The sequence below is a fragment of the Marinobacterium weihaiense genome (genome assembly GCF_019061305.1).
Lineage (GTDB): Bacteria > Pseudomonadota > Gammaproteobacteria > Pseudomonadales > Balneatricaceae > Marinobacterium > Marinobacterium weihaiense.
Genome location: NZ_JAHQZT010000007.1, coordinates 13,584 through 33,151 on the forward strand (window position 1 = coordinate 13,584; position 19,568 = coordinate 33,151).

A 19,568-nucleotide genomic window follows, 5' to 3' on the forward strand; every position below is an offset into this window, starting at 1 on the left:
ACGGCCAGTGTGAGTTTGAATCCAGCGCGGGTGTTAAAGGGCATCAGGTCGCTATCCAGTTGCGGTCGCAGGCCGGTTTCACGCCAGCCCGTAAGTCGAGTACCATATCGGACCATGCATGATAAAGCATTCACAACTTCAAGTGCTAGAGGATAAAAGCGAATGGGGCAGCGGCTGAAACAGCTTTCACAATGGGTCCAGCAGCAGGCATCGGACCAGGATATGCAGGTCTCTGCGGAGCTGGAGCCGGTCTCGGGTGATGCCAGTTTTCGTCGCTATTTTCGTGCCCGTGGCGAAGCGGGCAGCTGGATTGCCGTGGATGCGCCGCCTGCGCACGAGGACTGCGAGCCCTTTATTGCCATTGCCCAGGGCTGGCTGTCCCAGGGCGTTCCAGTGCCGCGGGTGATCGCCAGTGATCTCGAGCAGGGCTTCATGTTGCTGGATGATTTTGGTGATCAGTTATTGTTGCCGGCGCTGGATGATGGCAGTGCCGAACGTCATTATGCACAGGCATTCGAGCTGCTGCGCCAGATCCAGCGAACCACCAATCCGCAGCTTCCGCCTTATGACCAAGTCATGCTGGCACGCGAGATGGCGCTGTTTCCCGAGTGGTTCCTGACCCGCCTGCTGGGGCTGGAACTGTCGGACGAAGAGTACCGCCTGAACGGCCTGGTGGCGCGCCTGCTGATCGAGTCGGCTCTGGCCCAGCCTCGGGTCAGTGTGCACCGTGATTATCATTCGCGCAATCTGATGTTGCTGGAGGACGGCAGCCTGGGTGTGATCGATTTTCAGGATGCGGTGCAGGGGCCGGTAACCTACGACCTGGTATCCCTGCTGCGGGACTGCTACATCGATTGGCCGGACGAGCAGGTTGGCTTCTGGGTGGAAGCCTTCCGCCAGCGCCTCGGCAAAGATGGTGTCGACGTGGCCGAAGCCGGCCTGTTCCGACAGCAATTCGACCTCATGGGCATGCAGCGCCATCTGAAGGTGCTGGGCATTTTCAGTCGCCTGTCGCTGCGGGACGGCAAGGATGGCTATCTGGACGACCTGCCGCGCACCCTGGCCTATGTGTACCGGGCCTCGGCCCGTTATGAAGAGCTGGATACCTTTACCCGCTGGCTGGAAAAACGGGTGATTCCGGCGCTGCAGGCGCATCCCCACTTCGCGCAGCAGTCGCTGGCGCACTGGTGGCATTAATGAAGGCGATGATTCTGGCGGCGGGGCTGGGCACGCGGATGCGGCCGTTGACGCTGCATACGCCCAAGCCGCTGCTTAAGGTGGCGGGCAAGTGCCTGATCGAATACCACATCGAGCGCCTGGTCGCGGCCGGTATCAACGATATCGTCATCAACCATGCCTGGCTGGGTGAGCAGATCGAAGCGGCTCTGGGCGATGGGCGTCGCTACGGCGCTCGCATCGTCTACTCGCCCGAGTCGGAGCCGCTGGAAACCGGCGGTGGTATTCGTCAGGCGTTGCCCCTCCTGTGCAGCGAGGGTGAACCGGCTTTTATGGTACTGAACGGCGACCTGTTCAGTACCCACCCGCTGGCGCCTCTGAGTCACCTTGCTCCCCCTCCCGGCGGTGCCCATCTGGTATTGACGGACAACCCCGAGTGGCATCCTGAAGGTGATTTTGCCCTTGAAGTTGACGGGCGCGTGACATCTTCCGGGGGCGACTGGCTGACCTTCAGCGGCATCAGCGTGCTGACCCCCGGACTGTTCGCCGACCGTGACGAAGGCGCCTTTGCGCTGGCCCCTTTGTTGCGCGAAGCCATGGCGGCCGGGCGGGTCTGCGGTGAGCGGCTGCAAGGATACTGGCAGGATGTGGGAACCCCCGAGCGTTTGCAGGCACTGGACAGGGCTTTGCGCAATGGCACCATAATGGAGGCGTCATGACGGATTTGATCGAGCAACTCAAGCGGTTTCGCACCGGACTTGTCATCGGTGGCCTGATCGGTCTGCTCAGCGGCGGCCCGGTCGGGCTGCTGCTGGGCGGTACGCTAGGCTTTCTGTTGCAGCGAGGCCTGAGCCGCAAGCTGCAGGCCTACAATCCGCAGCAGCTGTTTTTTCGTGCCACCTTTTGTGTGATGGGACGGCTGGCAAAGGCAGATGGTCGGGTCAGCGAGTCGGAAATTGCCTTTGCCCGCGAGGTCATGACCCGCATGGGGCTGAGTGAAGAGCGCCGCCGCGAGGCTATCGGCTGCTTCAACGAGGGCAAGGACGAGGCCTTTGATATCGCCGAGGTGCTGCGACCGCTGGCGATTCTGCTGCGTCAGCGCTCGGCGGTGAAGCTGATGTTTGTCGAGATCCAGTTGCAGGCTGCCATGGCCGACGGCGATGTCAGTGCCGCCGAACAGGCGGTGCTGCAGCAGGTTTTTGCCCAGTTGCAGTTCACGCCGCAGGAGGTGGAGCTATTGATGTCGCGCATGAAGGCTGAAGACGCCTTTCGCCGTCACAGCTGGGAATCGCACCAGGCGGGCGGTTTTCAGAATGATGCCGTGCTGCTGAAGGAGGCCTACGGGGTGCTGGGGGTGAGCGAAGCGGCCACCGATGCCGAGGTGAAAAAGGCTTGGCGTAAGCTGATGAGCCAGCACCACCCGGATAAGTTGATGGCCAAGGGGCTGCCGGAAGACATGGTGCAGCTGGCCAAGGAAAAAACCCAGGAAATCCAGGCCGCCTATGATCGCATCAAGTCGGCCCGCCGGATGCGTTGATCGCTGCGCTGCCCGGAGGCGCCTGTACTCTGGGCACTGGCGTCTCCATCTTGCCTCTGAGTTTGCGGCTGTCATCCAGTATGATTCGCTCCAGCAACCCGCGTACATGCCGAGTCAGCCAAGGCATATCCCCCTGCCAGCCACGAAAGACACCGGGCAATCGGCTCTGGTGGTAGTGCTTGAGGTCGGCGCGGCGGGCCAGCAGGCGCCGTTGACGGGCGTTGGGCTCGGCATCCGGATAGCCGGGCATCGGGGCGTGGTAGAGGTCGATCAACGTGCGCCGGCCGACCAGAGGCAGCAGGGTGTGCAGCGGTTGCCTGGCGCCGGGCGAGGGGCGCGGGTCGATCAGCATCAGGTTAACGCCATCGTCCTTGCCCTGTGCCCAGTCGACACCCCAGACCGCACTGCGACCGATGCCGGTGATGATACGTTGCCTCAGCTCGGGGGCGCGTCGCCCCAGGGTGTCGTGTGCCTCCTGCAGGCGCTGGGCCATCTGCTGCTCGAATGACAGTACAGTCGGGCCGCTGGCGGTGGCGCTCGAGCCTTCAGCCGCTGCCGGGGCCGATGCTGAGTCGGCGGCAGGCGACGTCCGAGTCGGTACTGGGCTATCGGGCAGCTCGGGCGGTTCGACGGCAATCACGGTCCAGCCGTGCTCCGGCAAATAGGCGGTGAGGGCGCGGACCTGTTCAAGCCAGGCTTCGGCACTGCCGGGGTCCGGCAGCAAGAGCACGGCTCCCGAAGGCTTCGGGGTCATGGCAGGCCGATACAGCAAACGAAACCGATTGCCCTCGATATCCACGTCAATCAGCTCGTGGCCCAGCCCCAGCTGCTGCAGGATGCGGGCCTGGGGCACCGGTATGCCGGCACCGTGGCGCTCCGGCTCGGCTGCCGAGGCGAGAGTGGACAGGCACAGCAGGCTGGCGAATATCAAAGCGTGTGTAGGCATGTTGCGATTATCGGCGCTCATGGTGCCGACCGCAAGCGGAGACAGCGGCTGAACATGCCGGGCGGCTTGGGGTACAATGGCGCAATTGTTAACCAGCACACGAGTTCCCATGGCCGACTTCAAGATTGCTCCGTCTATTCTCTCCGCCGACTTTGCCCGTCTGGGTGAAGAAGTTGAAAACGTACTGGCCGCCGGTGCCGATATCGTCCATTTCGATGTCATGGATAATCACTACGTACCCAACCTGACCATCGGCCCAATGGTATGCAAGGCGCTGCGCGACTACGGCATCACCGCGCCGATTGATGCCCACCTGATGGTCAAGCCGGTGGACCACATGATCAGTGAGTTCATCAAGGCGGGTGCGTCCTACATCACCTTCCATCCGGAAGCCTCCGAGCATATCGATCGCTCCCTGCAGATGATTCGCGATGGCGGCTGTCAGTCCGGTCTGGTGTTCAATCCGGCCACGCCGCTGCACTACCTGGACCACGTCATGGACAAGGTCGACATGATCCTGCTGATGTCGGTCAACCCAGGCTTCGGTGGACAGAAGTTCATCCCGGCCACGCTGGACAAGCTGCGCCAGGTACGCCAACGCATCGATGACAGCGGTTTCAATGTCCGTCTGGAAGTAGACGGTGGTGTGGGCATCGGCAACATTGCCGAGATCGCCGCCGCTGGTGCCGACACCTTCGTGGCCGGTTCGGCCATCTTCAACACCGAGGATTACGCTGCTACCATCGCGCAGATGCGTGCCGAGTTGGCGAAGGTTTCGGGCTGATGCGCACTTTGTTCAATGGCGAGCTGCCCGCCTGCGTGATGTTCGACCTGGACGGCACGCTGGTGGACAGCGCGCTGGATCTGACTGCCGCTGTGGATAACATGCTGCAAGCTCTGGGGCGTGAGCCGGCAGGTGAAGCCAAGGTGCGCCAGTGGGTGGGCAACGGGGCTCAAGTGCTGGTACAGCGTGCGCTCAGTGGTGATATGCACCCGGCGGATAGTGCGGTGGAACCTGAACTGTTTCAGGTGGCATTTGAAGTCTTCCTGGCCGCCTATACCCAAAGCAACGGCCGTTACAGCAGACTTTATCCGGGCGTGAATGAGCTGCTGATCCATTTACAGCAGGCTGGTGTGCCCATGGCGGTGATCACCAACAAGCCGACGGCATTTACCATGCCGCTGTTGAAAGCATTGAAGATCGATCACTACTTCGGCCAGGTACTCGGTGGTGACAGCCTGCCGGTGAAAAAGCCCGATCCGCTGCCGTTGCTGACGGTTCTGGAAACAAACAGCTGCCCGCCGGAGCAGGCGCTGATGCTGGGGGATTCCCGCAACGACGTGGCCGCCGCCCGTGCCGCGGGCGTTCCGGTAGTCTGCGTCAGCTACGGTTACAACCACGGCGAGCCGGTGGCAAGCTGCTCGCCGGATCGGGTTGTGGATAGTCTTGCTTCACTGATGTGAAGGCAACCAAGGGATGATTGAGTTTTACTGATGTTTTGACTATGATCGCGTCCCCATTTGGAGACGCTTGGCCGATATCGGAAATGAATATTGGCAGAAGTGTCTGATACAAGGAGTTTTAAATGAACCTGAAAGCGATCACCCTGGCCGCTGCTGCAGCTGCTGTTATCTCGACCCCGTCCCTGGCTGAAACCAAGGCGACCGGCTCAGGCCCCAATCCTTTCACTGATTGTGGTATTGGCGCTGCGTTGTTTCAGGACGTGCACTGGGCTGCCGTAACATCCAATGTGATCTGGGACCTTGGTACTACGGCTGTCACCTCGGCTACGGCAAGCCCGGAAACTTGCAGTGCGCGCAAAGTACAAACAGCCCAGTTCATTCTAGACACGTATGAGAACCTGGCTGAAGATACTGCGCGTGGTTATGGTGAGCACCTGACAGCCGCCATGAACACATTTGGCTGTGCTGCAGATAAGCAAGCTATTATCAGCATGCAGCTGCGTCAAGCAATGGCACATGAAGTAGCCAATCCAGAATATGCTGAGCAGTCTTCACATGAGAAAGCTCAGCGCTACTACCAAGCACTTGATACGGCTTCGGCAGGCCGTTGCTCCGCCTGAACCCGACAGGCACAAGGGCATGCACAGCATGTCCTTTTCTTTGTGACATCCTGAGTCTCTCTGCTTTTGGAAACCTCTGTGTTCAAGTTACTTTTGCCGACGTATATCCTGCTTTTGTTGTCGGCAAGTTCAATTGCTTCAGCAAACGATCCGGCAGCTTATCATGTGTATCTTGTGGAAGAAGCACGTGAGAAAAGACTTGCACACTCCACCGTTTGGCTCAAGCTTCTACACTATGAACCTGTGGGGTTAGCAGGTAAAGGTCTGGAAAGCGCTATACACTCGCCCGAATTCTTTATTGCCCCTGATGGCCGCCATGAACCAGAAGCCGAGCTGACAGCGATGCTGGCCGGGATGCTGGAAGACGTCAGCGCAGATGGGCCTGACCAACATCCGATCTGTCGATTTCCTGCCAGAGCTGCTTGGCTTACCGAGCAACTTGAAATTCCCGAGGAGTGGATTCCCGTTACCCGTTGTCCAGAGTTTGACGACTGGTCCTTCAATGGAACCACGGACTCTATCAGTGTGGTATTTGCCACGGGTTATCTGGGGAACCCGGCTTCTTACTACGGGCATACACTTCTAAAGCTGAACTCCAGCCTCCAGCAGAAGCAGACCAGCCTGCTTGATGTGAGCGTTAACTATGGTGCGATAGTACCGGATAATGAAAATCCCCTGGCGTATATTGTCAAAGGTGTAACCGGGGGCTATGACGGTGGATTCAGTCACATTCAGTACTACTTTCATACTCACAACTATGGTGAGAATGAATTGCGTGACCTCTGGGAGTACAAACTTGACTTGCCCCAAGAGGCGGTTGATCTGATCGTTGCCCATGCGTGGGAAGTATTGGGGCGCAAGTATACGTATTATTTCTTCCGCAAGAACTGCGCCTACCGGATGGCTGAACTACTCCAGGTTGTTGAAGGGGTTGATATTATCCCTGAAAATCGCCCCTTTACCATGCCGCAGTCATTGATCAGCAAACTGGGTTCTGCCGACAGGGTGGGAGCGCCGCTGGTTAATCAGATCATTTACCACCCGTCGCGTCAGTCGCGACTGTACAGCCGGTTCAGGGCGCTGTCTGATCAGCAGAAGGCGCGCGTCAGGCTGGTGATTGACAGTGAACAAGACATGTCGCAATGGGCGGGGCTACTGAGCCATGTTGAGGTAGACACCCTGCTCGACTACTACCAATACCTGATCAAATCCGAATCAGGTACGGTTGCTGAAGCGAAAGAGCGCTATCGACAGGTTCTGTTGTATCGCTACCGCATGCCCCCGCAGCGCAAGGCGGAAGTTGCTGCGGCCAAGTTGTCGCCTGATCAGTCGCGCAGGCCTAGTCGTGTTGAGCTCTCCGGGATCCATTCATCCAGTCAGGGCAGTGGTTGGGGGCTGGCTCTAAGACCTGCTTATTACGATGCTTTGGATGGGGACGAGGCTCATGTTGGCAACTCCGCTTTATTGATGGGAGAGTTGTCTTTACAGGTGATCGATGATAATTGGAAAATTGATCGTTTTGATCTGATCAATATCGAGAGTGCTAATACACAGGTAACAGGGCTCCCCGGAGATGGGCGCGAAGCCTGGATGTTAAGGGCAGGTTGGGTAAGGCCTGACCTTGCATGCACGGGTTGTTTGTCACCACGTATTGAAGGCGCGTGGGGACGCGCTTTGACCCCGGTTGAATCTGTTGATATGACAGCGATGGTGGGGGCTGCGCTGCAAGATAAGCGTTATGGACAGGCATTGTTGGATGCCACTGTCAATATGCGTGGAGTTGCGCGCATCAGTGACACAGCCACTCTGTTACTGGAACGAGTTGTGCGGATGCCTTTCCACGGCCAGGGGACGACCAGGAGAGAGGATAAGGTGGTATTGAGATACATGTTTGAGCGCAATGCCGATATCAGGCTTCGCTATCGAGCGGATCAAACCACCGAGCTTTCTCTGGGGGTGGGCTTCTACTTTTAGTGGAGAGGCTCAACAGCTCTGATTTCCGGGGAGCCTTACAAAGGATGGCCGGGGGCTTGTTTGCTGACGTTCTTCCAAGCGATAGCATCGGTAAGTGTAATACCTGTACGCTTGAAGTATGTCTGGGCGGCCGTGGCGTAGCCGGTTACGAGCCGCGTATAGTTGGTTCCAAGGCGAGATATCAATAACAAAAAAGCCAGCCCCTTGGGGGGCTGGCTTTTCAGTATTCAAAGCGGGTGGGCTCAGTCGCAGAGCGCGTCCAGCTTCTGCTTCAGAATACCGGTAACGGCACCCGGGTTGGCCTTGCCGCCGGTGGCTTTCATGACCTGGCCCATAAAGAAGCCGATCATCTTGCCGCGCTTGTCCGGCTCGGCCGCCTTGTACTGCTCGACCTGCTTCTCGGCGTTGGCGATCACTTCGTCGACGATCTTCTCGATGGCGCCGGTATCGGTAACCTGTTTCAGGCCCTCGGCTTCGATGATCTCGTCAGCTGTGCCGCCCTTGCTCCACATCAGCTCGAACACCTTCTTGGCGATGTTGCCTGAGATGGTGTTGTCCTTGATGCGGACCAGCAGGCCGCCGAGCTGTTCGGCAGAGACCGGGCTGTCCTTGATATCGGTGTCGTTCTGGTTGAGGAACTTGGCCAGCTCACCCATCACCCAGTTGGCGGACAGCTTGGTGTCACCGGACAGCTTCACCACCTGCTCGTAGTAGTCGGCCTGAGCACTGTAAGCGGACAGCACGCCGGCGTCGTATTCAGACAGGTTGTATTCGCTGATGAAGCGTTCACGGCGGGCATCCGGCAGTTCCGGCAGCGTTTCGCGGATCGCTTCGATGTAGCTGTCATCGATAATGACCGGCAGCAGGTCCGGGCAGGGGAAGTAACGGTAATCGTTGGCTTCTTCCTTGGAGCGCATGCTGCGGGTTTCGTTTTTGTCCGGATCGTACAGGCGGGTTTCCTGCACTACCGTGCCGCCATCTTCGATCAGGTCAATCTGACGCGCCACTTCGGTGTCGATGGCACGCTCGATAAAGCGGAAGGAGTTGATGTTCTTCAGCTCGGTACGGGTGCCCAGCTTCTCCTCGCCTTTCGGGCGGATGGATACGTTACAGTCACAGCGCATGGAGCCTTCGGCCATGTTGCCGTCGCAGATGCCCAGCGTGGTCACAATCGCGTGGATCTTGCGCGCGTAGGCAGCCGCTTCCTTGGAGGAGCGCATATCCGGCTCGGATACGATCTCCACCAGCGGAGTACCGGCACGGTTCAGGTCGATGCCGGACATGCCATGGAAGTCTTCGTGCAGGGATTTGCCCGCATCCTCTTCCAGGTGGGCGTGATGCAGGCGCACGCGACGCTGGACACCGTCATCGGTTTCGATATCAACAAAGCCCGGGCCGACAATCGGCTCGGCCAGCTGGGTGGTCTGGTAGCCCTTGGGCAGGTCCGGGTAGAAGTAGTTCTTGCGCTCGAATACGGAGCGCTTGCCGATCTCGGCGTTGACCGCGAGGCCGAACATCACCGCCATGCGCAGGGCGTTCTCGTTGAACACCGGCAGGGTGCCCGGCAGTGCCAAGTCAACGGCGCAGGCCTGGGTGTTGGGCTCGGCACCGAAGGCGGTGCTGGCGCCGGAGAAAATCTTGGTTTTGGTCGACAGCTGGACGTGAATCTCCAGGCCGATAACAACTTCCCATTCCATGCTTACACCTCCACTCCGGCCGGGATCTGTTTATGCCAGTCAGTTGCCTGCTGGAACTGGTGTGCCACGTTGAGCAGCTTCGACTCGGCGAAGTAGTTGCCGATGATCTGCAGACCGACCGGCAGACCGTTGCTCTGGCCACAGGGCACGGAAATGCCCGGCAGGCCGGCCAGGTTCAGTGACAGGGTGAAGATATCTTCCATGTACATGGAGACCGGATCGCTGCTCTTTTCGCCCAGCTTGAATGCGGTCTTGGGCGTGGTCGGCCCCATGATCACGTCGACATCGTTCAGCACATTGACGAAATCCTGCTGGATCATGCGACGAATCTGCTGCGCCTTGTTGTAGTAGGCGTCGTAGTAACCGGCGGACAGGGCATAGGCACCGACCATGATGCGGCGCTTCACCTCGGTGCCGAAGCCTTCGCCACGGCTGCGCTTGTACAGGTCTTCCAGATCCACCGGGTTGTCGCAGCGGTAGCCGTAGCGCACGCCATCGAAACGGGACAGGTTGGAAGATGCTTCGGCCGGGGCCAGGATGTAGTAGGCCGGGATGCACAGCTCGGTGTTGGGCAGGCTGACCTCTTTTACGGTCGCACCTAGCTTTTCGAATTCGGCCACGGCGTTACGGACCTGCTCGGCAACACCGGCATCCAGCGCGGCGGAGAAGTATTCTTTCGGCAGGCCGATCTTCAGGCCCGCCAGTGGCTGGTTCAGCTTGGCGGTGTAGTCTTCAACATCACGCTCGGCGCTGGTGGAGTCCATGGGATCGAAACCGGCCATGGCGTTCAGAATCATGCCGCAGTCTTCGGCGGTCTGCGCCATGGGACCGGCCTGGTCCAGCGAAGAGGCGAAGGCGATCATGCCGTAACGAGACACGCGGCCGTAGGTCGGCTTGAGGCCGGTGATGCCGCACAGGGCTGCCGGTTGGCGGATGGAACCGCCGGTGTCGGAGCCGGTGGCGGCCGGGGTCAGGCGTGCGGCCACGGCGGCGGCGGAACCGCCCGAGGAGCCGCCTGGTACACAGTCGGTGTTCCAGGGGTTGCGGGCCGGACCATAGAAGCTGCTCTCGTTGGAGGAACCCATGGCGAATTCGTCCATGTTCAGCTTGCCCAGCGTCACGGTGCCGGCATTTTTCAGGCGGCTGACGATGGTGGCGTCGTAGGGAGAAACAAAGTTGTCCAGCATTTTGGAGGCGCTGGAGGTGCGCACGCCCTGGGTACAGAACAGGTCCTTGTGCGCGATCGGCAGGCCGCACAGGGCGCCGCCGTTACCGGCTGCGCGGGCTTCATCAGCCGCCTTGGCCTGGGCCAGTGCCTGTTCTTCGGTCAGGGTAATGAAAGCGTTGTAGCGGCTGTCCAGCGCGTTGATACGCTGCAGGTAGGCCTGGGTCAGCTCGGTACTGCTGTAATCGCCGCGCTCCAGCCCCTGGGCCAGCTCGGCAAGTGTCTTGTCAAACATGTTGATGTCCTTGAACCTGAGGCGGATTATTCGATGACCTTGGGCACCAGGAAGAGGCCTTCCTCGGTGGCGGGCGCTACGGCCTGCAGCGCCTCGCGCTGGTTGGTCTCGGTCACTTCATCGGCGCGCAGGCGCTGCACGGCATCCAGCGGATGCGCCAGGGGCTCTACGCCTTCGGTGTTGACGGCCTGCATCTGATCTACCAGGTTCAGGATGCTGTTGAGTGAATCGCTGTAGCTGTCGATATCGGCGCTATCGATCTGCAGGCGCGCCAGATGAGCTATCTGCTCCACTTGGGATCGGTCCAGTGACATGGGTCCGTTTCTCGCTCTGGTCAGTCTTCCGCTTAAGGGTTCCTTAACGCTCAAGGCCCCGCCGCGATTGAATTTGTAAAGGGTGAATGGCGCATACGATAGCATGTTTGAACCTTGCTCAAAATCCCTGCCGTTGTTAGAGTTGTGAGCTTTCCGACTAGCGGCCGCTGCGGCAATTTCCAAGGTATCTACAGTCAACATGTTCAAGAAAATTCGAGGCCTGTTCTCCAGTGACCTTTCCATCGATTTGGGAACGGCCAATACACTGATTTATGTGCGCGATCGCGATATTGTCCTGGATGAGCCCTCGGTCGTGGCGATCCGTGTCAACGGCAACCAGAAGTCGGTAGCGGCGGTTGGCTCGGATGCCAAGCGTATGCTCGGCCGTACGCCGGGCAACATTACCGCAATTCGTCCGATGAAGGATGGCGTTATCGCCGACTTCCATGTCACCGAAAAGATGCTGCAGTACTTCATTAGCAAGGTGCACGATAATAGTTTCATGACCCCCAGCCCCCGCGTGCTGGTGTGCGTACCCTGCAAGTCCACCCAGGTCGAGCGTCGCGCTATCAAGGAATCGGCCATCGGTGCCGGGGCCCGTGAGGTGTACCTGATTGACGAGCCGATGGCGGCCGCGATCGGTGCCGGTTTGCCGGTGGATGAAGCCAGTGGCTCCATGGTGGTGGATATCGGTGGCGGTACCACCGAGATTGCGGTGATCTCCCTTAACGGTATTGTCTATGCCGAGTCCGTGCGTGTCGGCGGCGACCGTTTTGACGAGGCCATCGTGACCTATGTGCGCCGCAACTATGGCAGCCTGATCGGTGATGCCACGGCCGAGCGCATCAAGCAGGAGGTTGGCTCGGCCTACCCGTCCAGCGATATTCTGGAAATCGACGTGCGCGGCCGTAACCTGGCTGAAGGGATCCCGCGCAGCTTCACGCTGAACAGCAACGAGATTCTGGAAGCGCTGCAGGAGCCGCTGTCTTCCATCATCCAGTCCGTCAAGAGTGCGTTGGAACAGTGCCCGCCCGAGCTGGCGGCGGATATTGCCGAGCACGGCATCGTGCTGACCGGTGGCGGCGCTCTGCTGCGTAACATCGACCGCCTGGTCAGTGAGGAAACCGGCCTGCCGGTCATCGTGGCCGAGGATCCGCTGACCTGTGTTGCCCGTGGCGGTGGCAAGGCGCTGGAGATGCTGGACAAGCATGCCTTTGAAATTCTGACATTCGAGTGATGGCCGGTGCTCGAGTGGCTCTTTCCTGAAAGCCCTCATTACGCCGGAGCAGCGCTGTCTAGCCCGGAGGTGAGGTATTAAACCGATTTTCCGAGGCGGTTCCCCGCGTCGCCTATTTCTGCTGCTGGTTATTTTGGCCGGTCTGCTGATGGCGGCTGATCTGCATTGGCCGAAGATGAAAGAAGGGAGGGCCTGGCTGTCGCTGCTGGTGACACCGCTGCAGTGGCTGGTCGATATACCCACACGTGTGGCGGACGGAGTGTCGGATGTGGTGGTTGATCGCGCCAGTCTGCTGCGTGAAAACGAGGCACTTAAATCCGAGGCGCTGGTGCTGGAGCGCAAGGTACAGCAAATGGCGGCACTGACCGCCGAAAACATTCGCCTGCGCGAGCTGCTGGCGGCCGGAGACCGTTTGGATCCTGAAACCCGCCTGGTCGAGCTGATTGGCGTCAACCCCGACCCATTTCAGCATGAAGTGATTCTCAATCAGGGCTCGGAAGACCATGTCTTTGACGGGCAGCCGGTGCTGGATGCTGGCGGGGTTATGGGGCAGGTGGTATCCCTGGCGCACTATACCAGCCGCGTAATGCTGATTACCGATGCCCGCTCCGCGATTCCGGTTGAAGTCAACCGTAACGGCTTTCGCTCGGTTGCACTGGGCAAGGGGGTGATGGATGAGCTGGAGCTGGAGCATGTCCCCGACACTGTCGATATTCGGGCCGGTGACCTGCTGGTGACGTCGGGATTGGGCGGACGTTTCCCGCGGGGCTACCCGGTGGGGCGCGTACACGAAGTAATCCGTGACCCGGGCCGTCCGTTTACCCTTGTCAAGGCCGTGCCGACTGCCCGTTTGGACCGTAGCCGCCATCTGCTGCTGGTGGAATACCGGTCTTCGGCCGATGTGGAGGCTGTGGATGACTGAGCCCCAGGGCGGCGGTTTCATCATCTTTGCGACCTTTCTGGTCGGGCTGGTGCTGAGCCAGATGCCGCTGCCGGACATGCTGGCCTGGGCTCGGCCCGAGTGGGTTGTGCTGATTCTGATCTACTGGGTCATGGCACTGCCGCATCGGGTGGGGCTGGGCAGCGCCTTTCTGCTGGGCGTGCTGCTGGATGTCGTGCGTGGCAGTGTGCTGGGCCTGAGTGCGCTGTCGCTGACGGTTATCGCCTTTTTTGTGGTCATACTCTACAAGCGCCTGCGCATGTTTCCGTTGTGGCAGCAATCGCTGATGGTGCTGGTGCTGGTAGGCATCAATCAGCTGCTGTTCCACTGGATGCAAAGCATTACTGGCACCACCGGTGATTCCCTGCTGTTTCTGCTGCCGTCGCTGGTCAGCGCTCTGGTCTGGCCCTGGTTGTACCTGCTGCTGCGTGCCGTGCGTCATACTTTCTACCTACAGTGATTCTTATGCCTGAATTGATTCTAGCGTCCGCCTCTCCTCGTCGCCGTGAGCTACTGCACCAGATTGGGGTGCGCTTTCGTTGTGCCCCGGTCGACATTGATGAAACGCCGCAGACGGGGGAGTGCCCGCAGGCCTACGTCGAACGCCTTGCACTGGGTAAGGCGCAGGCTTGCCAGGCACAGCATCCGGGTGCGGTCGTGCTGGGATCGGATACCAGTGTGGTGGTGGATGCGCAGATTCTGGGCAAGCCGATTGACGAAGCGGATGCTGTGCGCATGCTGATGCAGCTGTCCGGGCGCCGTCACCAAGTGATGACGGCAGTGGCTCTGGTCAAGGCCGGTCGTCAGGAGGTTGAGACAGTCGTGACGCAGGTCGACTTTGCCGAGCTGGATGAAGCGCGCTGTCGGGCCTACTGGCAAACCGGTGAGCCTTGCGACAAGGCGGGCGCTTATGGCATACAAGGATTGGGGGCAGTGCTGGTTACATCCATTGAAGGCAGTTATTCCGCCGTAGTGGGGTTGCCGTTGCAGCAGACAGCCGCATTGCTGCAGGCGTTTGATATTCCCGTCTGGGAACAGGTTTGACCCGGTCGTACACACGGACAAACGCAATAATAACAACAGCTCGAGGATGCACAGGATGGGGGAAGAGATTCTGATCAACTTCACGCCGATGGAAACGCGCGTGGCAGTGATCGAGAATGGTATGCCGCAGGAAATTTACGTGGAACGGGCCAAGCGGCGCGGCATTGTCGGCAACATCTATCAGGGCAAGGTGGTACGGGTACTGCCGGGTATGCAGGCGGCCTTTGTCGATATCGGCCTGGAGCGGGCGGCGTTCATCCATGTGGATGAAGTGGTGGATCAGAGCCTGTCCAGCGAGCAGCGCAACGCTACGTCCATTGCCCAGGTACTGCGGGAAGGACAGTCACTGCTGGTGCAGGTGACCAAGGATCCGATCGGGACCAAGGGCGCCCGCCTGACCACCCATATTTCTATCCCTTCGCGGTATCTGGTGCTCATGCCGGGCAGTACCCACATCGGTGTTTCCCAGCGGATTGAAGACCCCCAGGAGCGGGATCGCCTGCGCAGCCAGATGCTGGAGCTGATGCAGGATGAATCCAGCACGGCCGAGTGGGGCGTGATTCTGCGCACGGTGGCCGAAGGCATTTCCGAGGTAGAACTGGCCAGCGATCTGCAGTTTCTGCGCCGGCTGTGGGAATCCATCCGTCAGAAGATCAAGCAGGTGAAAGCCCCGGCAATCGTGTACGAAGACCTGCCGCTGAACATGCGTGCTCTGCGCGACATGGCGCATGCCGGTGTCGAGCGTATTCGCATCGATTCGCGTGAGACCTTCCAGCGTGCCCAGAGCTTCGTCAAGGCGCTGGTGCCCGAAATCGAGTCCAAGCTGGAGTATTACCCCGGCGAGCGACCGATCTTTGACATGTTCAATGTCGAAGAGGAGATGCAGAAGGCGCTGGGCCGCAAGGTGGAGCTCAAGTCCGGCGGCTACCTGATTTTCGATCAGACCGAGGCGATGACCACAGTGGACGTGAATACCGGCGCCTTCGTGGGGCATCGCAACCTCGAAGAAACCATTTTCAAGACCAACCTAGAGGCGGCAACCGCCATCGGTCGTCAGCTGCGCCTGCGCAACCTGGGTGGCATCATCATCATCGACTTCATCGACATGGAAGATGCCGATCATCAGCGCCAGGTGCTGCGTACGCTGGAGCGCGTTCTGGAGAAGGACCATGCCAAGTGCAAGGTGACCGGCGTATCCGAGCTGGGGCTGGTGGAGATGACGCGCAAGCGCACCCGCGAGAGCCTGGAGCAGGTGCTGTGCGAGCCCTGCAACCACTGTCAGGGGCGCGGATCCCTGAAAACGCCGGAAACGGTTTGTTACGAAATCTTCCGGGAGATCCTGCGCCAGCATCGCGCCTACGATACCGAAACCTACCTGGTGCTGGCAGCACAGTCGGTGGTGGACCATCTGCTGGATGAGGCGTCCGACTACGTGGCCGAGCTGGAGGACTTTATCAACAAGACAGTGCGCTTCCAGGTGGAGCCGCTGTACACCCCCGAACAGTTTGATGTCGTCTTGCGTTAAGCAGGGGGTTGTGTGCGTCGCCATTTGAGCCGAGCATGGTGGTTCAGCGTCGTCCTGCTACTGTTACTGGCACTGCTGCTGACCAGCGTGCGCCTGGGACTGCAATCCATTGACCGCTGGCGGCCTGAAATTGAATCCCTCTTGAGCGATACCCTAGGCGTGCCGGTCGCCATCGAGCAGCTGCACGGGCAGTGGAACTATGCCCTGCCTGTGGTGCAGGTGCAGGGGCTCCAGGTGCGTGCCGGTGGTGGTGCCGGCCCTCAAGGTTGGTTGCGGCTTGAGCAGCTGATTCTTGAACTGGATCCCTTTGCCTCTTTGTACCATCTCAGCCCGGTCTTCCAGCGTTTCGAGGCGCGTGGTGCCGCCCTGCGCTGGCATCAGCGTGGAGGCGCCTGGCTGCACCGCCCGGGTGCGGCACCCGGTGCCGACCCCGATAGCCACGGCGGAGTGGCGGAACCGGTCTGGGAGCGGCTGGTTGGTATACTGCAGCAGCAGCCCTATGCCGTTATCCGTGATGTCGAGCTGACACTGGTGCCGGAGGAGGGGCAAAGTCTGGTGATCTCGCCGGCTGACCTGGAGCTGGAGAACGCGCTCCGTGAGCACCGTCTCAGCGGCCTGTTCCGCATACCGTTGCTGGGCGAAACGGCGGAAATGCGTTTTGTTGTGGAAACCGATTCGCTACAAACGGCTTCGGCGCTGGATGCTCGTTACCGCCTGTATCTGGAGCTGGAACAGCTGGGACCGGAACTGTTCCAGCTGTTCGGGCAGGAGTGGGGCGTCGAGCAGCTGGGGTTGGATATGCGCATCTGGGCGGAGTTCGATCGGCGCCAGTTGCGCAACGCTCAGGCGGAGGTGTCTCTGCAGCGGTTGGCGTTGCAGCAGGCGGACGTTCCCTATCCCCGTTCAGCCCGCTTCAATGCCAGCCTGCAGCCGCGCGGGCAGGACTATCAACTGCAGGTACGTCAGCTGCAGCTGGGACACGAGCAGGGCACGTTCGAGTTGCCGCTGTTGATGCTACAGGGGCCGCTGTCACGGCAACCCGAGCGTGTGCAGGCAGGCATTGAAGCACTGGACCTGTCTGCATTGTCTGCCTGGCTGGTACAGGCACCGGGCATGCCGATGCAAGCCTCAGAGCTGCTGCGAAACCTGCAGCCGGGGGGGCGCTTGTACCGTCTACGGCTCGACAAGCCCGCCGGCGTCGATTGGCGCCAGCTGCAGCTGAGTGCCGACCTGGAGCAGCTTGAAGTGCAAGGCTGGCATGGCGCGCCGGCACTGAGTGGCGTCAATGGTCGTTTGGAAGCCGGGTTTGACCGGGGGCATATCGATCTGGTCAGTGAGGATTTCGGCCTTCATTTCCCGCAGCTGTTTCCTGACCGGTGGCGCTACTCTGATGCCCGTGGCCGCGTACGCTGGCAGCTGGATGAGCGAGGCGTGCGTGTAGCCAGTGAGCGCCTGCAGCTGCGTGATCGGCATGTGCAGGCGTCCGGTCGCTTCAGTATCGATCTGCCCTTTGAGCGCAGTTGTCAGAGCGAATTGGTACTGATGATCGGCATGACCGACAGCGATGGCTCCCAGGCGTCTATCTATACCCCGGCACGTGAAGTGGGCGAGGGGCTGCATCGCTGGCTGCAGCAGGCGCTGCAGGGCGGGCGGCTGCGCCAGGGCGGGTTACTGCTGCGTACGGGAACGCGCAATAACGGTCAACCGCGTACGCCGGTGGTCCAGTTGTTCTTCGACGTGGCCGAGGGGGAACTGGCATACCAGCCTGGCTGGCCCATATTGACCGAGGCCGACCTGTTCGTGCTGGTGCGCGATGCTGGCCTGGCCATCAATATCAATGCAGCTCGCATGCTGCAGAGTCGTATTCCGTCAGGTTGGGCCTACCTGGCGCCCGGTGAACGGCGCCTGCAGGTGGAGACCTGGCTGCAGGGACCGGTGACGGACCTGGATCATCTACTCAAGCAGACGCCACTCTCCGAGCGACTGGGTGAGAATATTCATGATTGGCAGCTGGACCAGGGGCAGGCTGAAACACGGCTAGGACTCAGCATTCCATTGCAGACGGATGCCGCGCCGCACGCAGACGTAAGGGTCAACCTGAACGGGGTACGCCTGCGGGGGGCGGGGCGCGTTGAGGTGACGGACCTGACGGGAGAATTGCTGTACCGGCAGGACAAAGGGCTGATCGCAGACAGGCTTCAGGGACGCTTTCTGGAGCATCCCGTTCAGGCACGTATCCACACTCAAGACCGGCGCTATCGGGTTGAGCTGAGTGGAAGTACCCGAATTGAGGCATTGCAGGCGTGGCTACAGCAACCGGCCTTCAGTGTTGCGAAAGGAATGTTGCATTGGCAGGGCGTGCTTGATATCTGTGCCGATGCATCCTGTCCGCAGCTGCGCTTAACTTCCGAGCTCAAGGGCGTCGCGCTGGATCTGCCCGGTATTCTGGCCAAGTCATCCGAGCAGTCGGCACCGTTGGAGCTGGAACTGAAGCTGGCGGGTGAGCGGGCAGGCTTGAGTCATCTGCGTGCCCGGCTGCCGGCAGATGGCATTGCGCCTCTTCAGGTCAGTGGTCGAATGCGTGACACGGGCGCAGTTGAGTTGCAGATCCAGCATCCGGATATAACAGGCCGGGTGCAGCTGGCGACACCGGAGCAGCCATTGCGGCTGAACCTGGCGCACCTGCAGCTGGACGCGCTGTGGTCGGCGTCCGAGCCGGTGAGCGAACGGGTATCCGACGCTATGTCCAAGCGCGCGCCGGCAGACTCCGTGGCGTCTGCTACCGGAGCCATACCGGCACAACTGCCGGTGATTGTGATCGATATCGAAGACCTCTGGCATGGTGCCCGACCCGTTGGTGCCTGGAGCGGCCGACTGCAGCCGGTTGCTGATGGGGTGGCGATCCAGTCACTGCAGGGACGCCTGGCTGAACTGTCAATAGAAGGCGAAGCGCACTGGCAGCAGGGGAGCGATGAGCATACGGCGCTGGCGCTCGCGATGACCGGTGGGGATTTCGGCACGCTATTGACCCGCTGGGGGCTGGAGCGGGTGCTGGAAACGGCATCGCTCGATAGCCGCCTGCAATTGAGGTGGTCCGGTGCACCCTGGGCATTTTCGCTGGAGAGTCTGACGGGGGAGTTGAAGTTTGATACGGGTGAAGCCCGTCTGATCGAGGCATCGGATGGCACCAATATCCTGCGCGTATTCGGTATCCTCAATTTCAATTCGTTGGCACGCCGTCTGCGGCTGGACTTTACCGACCTAGTGAAGAAAGGTGTCAGTTTTGACCGCATTAGCGGGCATTACCGGATAGAGAAAGGTGTGGCCAGTACTTTGGCGCCACTGCAGATGGAAGGGCCGTCGGCCAATATGACGCTGCAGGGGCGGGTCGACCTGGCCGCCGGCCAGTTGGACAATACCGTTCAGGTAACCTTACCGGTCAGCAGCAACGCGCCGCTGGCTGCCGTGCTGCTGGGGGCTCCTCAGGTGGCCGGCGCTGTATTTGTGATCGACAAGCTGATCGGCGACAAGCTGGAACGCTTCAGCACGCTCAGTTATACGCTGAGTGGCGACTGGGACGACCCCAGCCTGGAACTGCAGACCGGGTCACGCTGACCGGGTCACGCCGGTCGCT

General features: G+C 60.2%; 17 protein-coding genes. 13 read left to right on the forward strand and 4 right to left on the reverse strand.

The genetic code is table 11. The annotated features are described in order from the left end of the window. The first annotated feature begins 162 nt into the window (after positions 1-162). Genes KTN04_RS06820 through djlA form a run of 3 tightly spaced genes read left to right on the forward strand, consistent with a single transcriptional unit; the run spans position 163 to position 2,713 of the window. A complete protein-coding gene (locus tag KTN04_RS06820) occupies positions 163-1,197 on the forward strand; it encodes an aminoglycoside phosphotransferase family protein (protein ID WP_217334473.1) in 1,035 nt (344 codons plus the stop codon). Further along, a complete protein-coding gene (gene murU, locus KTN04_RS06825; protein ID WP_217334474.1) occupies positions 1,197-1,895 on the forward strand; it encodes an N-acetylmuramate alpha-1-phosphate uridylyltransferase MurU in 699 nt (232 codons plus the stop codon). Before KTN04_RS06820 ends, murU begins: the two co-directional genes overlap by 1 nt. Further along, the gene (djlA, locus tag KTN04_RS06830) at positions 1,892-2,713 is read left to right on the forward strand and encodes a co-chaperone DjlA (RefSeq protein ID WP_217334475.1); all 822 of its coding nucleotides are present in this window, start codon (positions 1,892-1,894) and stop codon (positions 2,711-2,713) included. Before murU ends, djlA begins: the two co-directional genes overlap by 4 nt. Here the strand turns inward: djlA and KTN04_RS06835 are convergent. Beyond that, positions 2,688-3,680, reverse strand: a complete 993-nt coding sequence (locus KTN04_RS06835) for a DUF3530 family protein (protein WP_217334476.1) — start codon at positions 3,678-3,680, stop codon at positions 2,688-2,690. The two genes, djlA and KTN04_RS06835, sit on opposite strands and share 26 nt — an antisense overlap. Before the next feature lie 88 nt (positions 3,681-3,768). On the opposite strand from KTN04_RS06835, the gene rpe reads away from it, so the two are divergent. The 4 genes from rpe (at position 3,769) to KTN04_RS06855 (ending at position 7,717) form a co-directional block, all read left to right on the forward strand. Next, complete coding sequence (gene rpe, locus KTN04_RS06840) at positions 3,769-4,443, forward strand: ribulose-phosphate 3-epimerase (protein WP_217334477.1); 675 nt, start codon at positions 3,769-3,771, stop codon at positions 4,441-4,443. Beyond that, complete coding sequence (locus KTN04_RS06845) at positions 4,443-5,123, forward strand: phosphoglycolate phosphatase (protein WP_217334478.1); 681 nt, start codon at positions 4,443-4,445, stop codon at positions 5,121-5,123. Before rpe ends, KTN04_RS06845 begins: the two co-directional genes overlap by 1 nt. 122 nt (positions 5,124-5,245) lie before the next feature. Beyond that, positions 5,246-5,743 carry a DUF3015 family protein gene (locus KTN04_RS06850; protein WP_217334479.1) on the forward strand — a complete coding sequence of 166 codons (498 nt, stop codon included), beginning with the start codon at positions 5,246-5,248 and terminating at the stop codon, positions 5,741-5,743. A 78-nt stretch (positions 5,744-5,821) separates the two neighbouring features. Then, a complete protein-coding gene (locus tag KTN04_RS06855) occupies positions 5,822-7,717 on the forward strand; it encodes an Lnb N-terminal periplasmic domain-containing protein (protein ID WP_217334480.1) in 1,896 nt (631 codons plus the stop codon). A gap of 242 nt (positions 7,718-7,959) precedes the next feature. Here KTN04_RS06855 and gatB read toward each other — a convergent pair whose 3' ends face one another. From gatB to gatC, 3 genes are read right to left on the reverse strand one after another with little or no spacing between them, the layout of a single operon-like run. After that, positions 7,960-9,414, reverse strand: coding sequence for an Asp-tRNA(Asn)/Glu-tRNA(Gln) amidotransferase subunit GatB (gene gatB, locus KTN04_RS06860; RefSeq protein ID WP_217334481.1), 1,455 nt, complete (start codon positions 9,412-9,414; stop codon positions 7,960-7,962). A 2-nt stretch (positions 9,415-9,416) separates the two neighbouring features. After that, complete coding sequence (gatA, locus tag KTN04_RS06865) at positions 9,417-10,874, reverse strand: Asp-tRNA(Asn)/Glu-tRNA(Gln) amidotransferase subunit GatA (protein ID WP_217334482.1); 1,458 nt, start codon at positions 10,872-10,874, stop codon at positions 9,417-9,419. Between the two features lie 26 nt (positions 10,875-10,900). Beyond that, a complete protein-coding gene (gene gatC, locus KTN04_RS06870) occupies positions 10,901-11,188 on the reverse strand; it encodes an Asp-tRNA(Asn)/Glu-tRNA(Gln) amidotransferase subunit GatC (RefSeq protein ID WP_217334483.1) in 288 nt (95 codons plus the stop codon). A gap of 199 nt (positions 11,189-11,387) precedes the next feature. Here gatC and KTN04_RS06875 point away from each other — a divergent pair, with 199 nt between their 5' ends. The 6 genes from KTN04_RS06875 to KTN04_RS17270 all read left to right on the forward strand — a co-directional run bounded on the left by KTN04_RS06875 (position 11,388) and on the right by KTN04_RS17270 (position 19,549). Then, positions 11,388-12,425 carry a rod shape-determining protein gene (locus tag KTN04_RS06875; RefSeq protein WP_217334484.1) on the forward strand — a complete coding sequence of 346 codons (1,038 nt, stop codon included), beginning with the start codon at positions 11,388-11,390 and terminating at the stop codon, positions 12,423-12,425. A gap of 124 nt (positions 12,426-12,549) precedes the next feature. Beyond that, the gene (gene mreC, locus KTN04_RS06880; RefSeq protein WP_256449068.1) at positions 12,550-13,347 is read left to right on the forward strand and encodes a rod shape-determining protein MreC; all 798 of its coding nucleotides are present in this window, start codon (positions 12,550-12,552) and stop codon (positions 13,345-13,347) included. After that, positions 13,340-13,825, forward strand: a complete 486-nt coding sequence (gene mreD, locus KTN04_RS06885) for a rod shape-determining protein MreD (RefSeq protein ID WP_217334485.1) — start codon at positions 13,340-13,342, stop codon at positions 13,823-13,825. The genes mreC and mreD overlap by 8 nt, the downstream gene beginning before the upstream one ends. Positions 13,826-13,830: 5 nt before the next feature. Beyond that, complete coding sequence (locus KTN04_RS06890) at positions 13,831-14,409, forward strand: Maf family protein (protein ID WP_217334486.1); 579 nt, start codon at positions 13,831-13,833, stop codon at positions 14,407-14,409. 55 nt (positions 14,410-14,464) lie between these two features. Further along, positions 14,465-15,934 carry a ribonuclease G gene (rng, locus tag KTN04_RS06895; RefSeq protein WP_217334487.1) on the forward strand — a complete coding sequence of 490 codons (1,470 nt, stop codon included), beginning with the start codon at positions 14,465-14,467 and terminating at the stop codon, positions 15,932-15,934. A 12-nt stretch (positions 15,935-15,946) separates the two neighbouring features. Then, on the forward strand, positions 15,947-19,549 hold the full coding sequence (locus KTN04_RS17270) for a YhdP family phospholipid transporter (RefSeq protein ID WP_217334488.1): 3,603 nt from the start codon (positions 15,947-15,949) through the stop codon (positions 19,547-19,549). Positions 19,550-19,568 lie beyond the last annotated feature (19 nt).

Bases quoted from the DNA above. Each gene is read 5' to 3' on its own strand.
- KTN04_RS06820 (WP_217334473.1), top strand. From the start codon at position 163: ATGGGGCAGCGGCTGAAACAGCTTTCACAATGGGTCCAGCAGCAGGCA.
- murU (WP_217334474.1), top strand. From the start codon at position 1,197: ATGAAGGCGATGATTCTGGCGGCGGGGCTGGGCACGCGGATGCGGCCG.
- djlA (WP_217334475.1), top strand. From the start codon at position 1,892: ATGACGGATTTGATCGAGCAACTCAAGCGGTTTCGCACCGGACTTGTC.
- KTN04_RS06835 (WP_217334476.1), bottom strand. From the start codon at position 3,680: ATGAGCGCCGATAATCGCAACATGCCTACACACGCTTTGATATTCGCC.
- rpe (WP_217334477.1), top strand. From the start codon at position 3,769: ATGGCCGACTTCAAGATTGCTCCGTCTATTCTCTCCGCCGACTTTGCC.
- KTN04_RS06845 (WP_217334478.1), top strand. From the start codon at position 4,443: ATGCGCACTTTGTTCAATGGCGAGCTGCCCGCCTGCGTGATGTTCGAC.
- KTN04_RS06850 (WP_217334479.1), top strand. From the start codon at position 5,246: ATGAACCTGAAAGCGATCACCCTGGCCGCTGCTGCAGCTGCTGTTATC.
- gatB (WP_217334481.1), bottom strand. From the start codon at position 9,414: ATGGAATGGGAAGTTGTTATCGGCCTGGAGATTCACGTCCAGCTGTCG.
- gatA (WP_217334482.1), bottom strand. From the start codon at position 10,874: ATGTTTGACAAGACACTTGCCGAGCTGGCCCAGGGGCTGGAGCGCGGC.
- gatC (WP_217334483.1), bottom strand. From the start codon at position 11,188: ATGTCACTGGACCGATCCCAAGTGGAGCAGATAGCTCATCTGGCGCGC.
- KTN04_RS06875 (WP_217334484.1), top strand. From the start codon at position 11,388: ATGTTCAAGAAAATTCGAGGCCTGTTCTCCAGTGACCTTTCCATCGAT.
- mreD (WP_217334485.1), top strand. From the start codon at position 13,340: ATGACTGAGCCCCAGGGCGGCGGTTTCATCATCTTTGCGACCTTTCTG.
- KTN04_RS06890 (WP_217334486.1), top strand. From the start codon at position 13,831: ATGCCTGAATTGATTCTAGCGTCCGCCTCTCCTCGTCGCCGTGAGCTA.
- rng (WP_217334487.1), top strand. From the start codon at position 14,465: ATGGGGGAAGAGATTCTGATCAACTTCACGCCGATGGAAACGCGCGTG.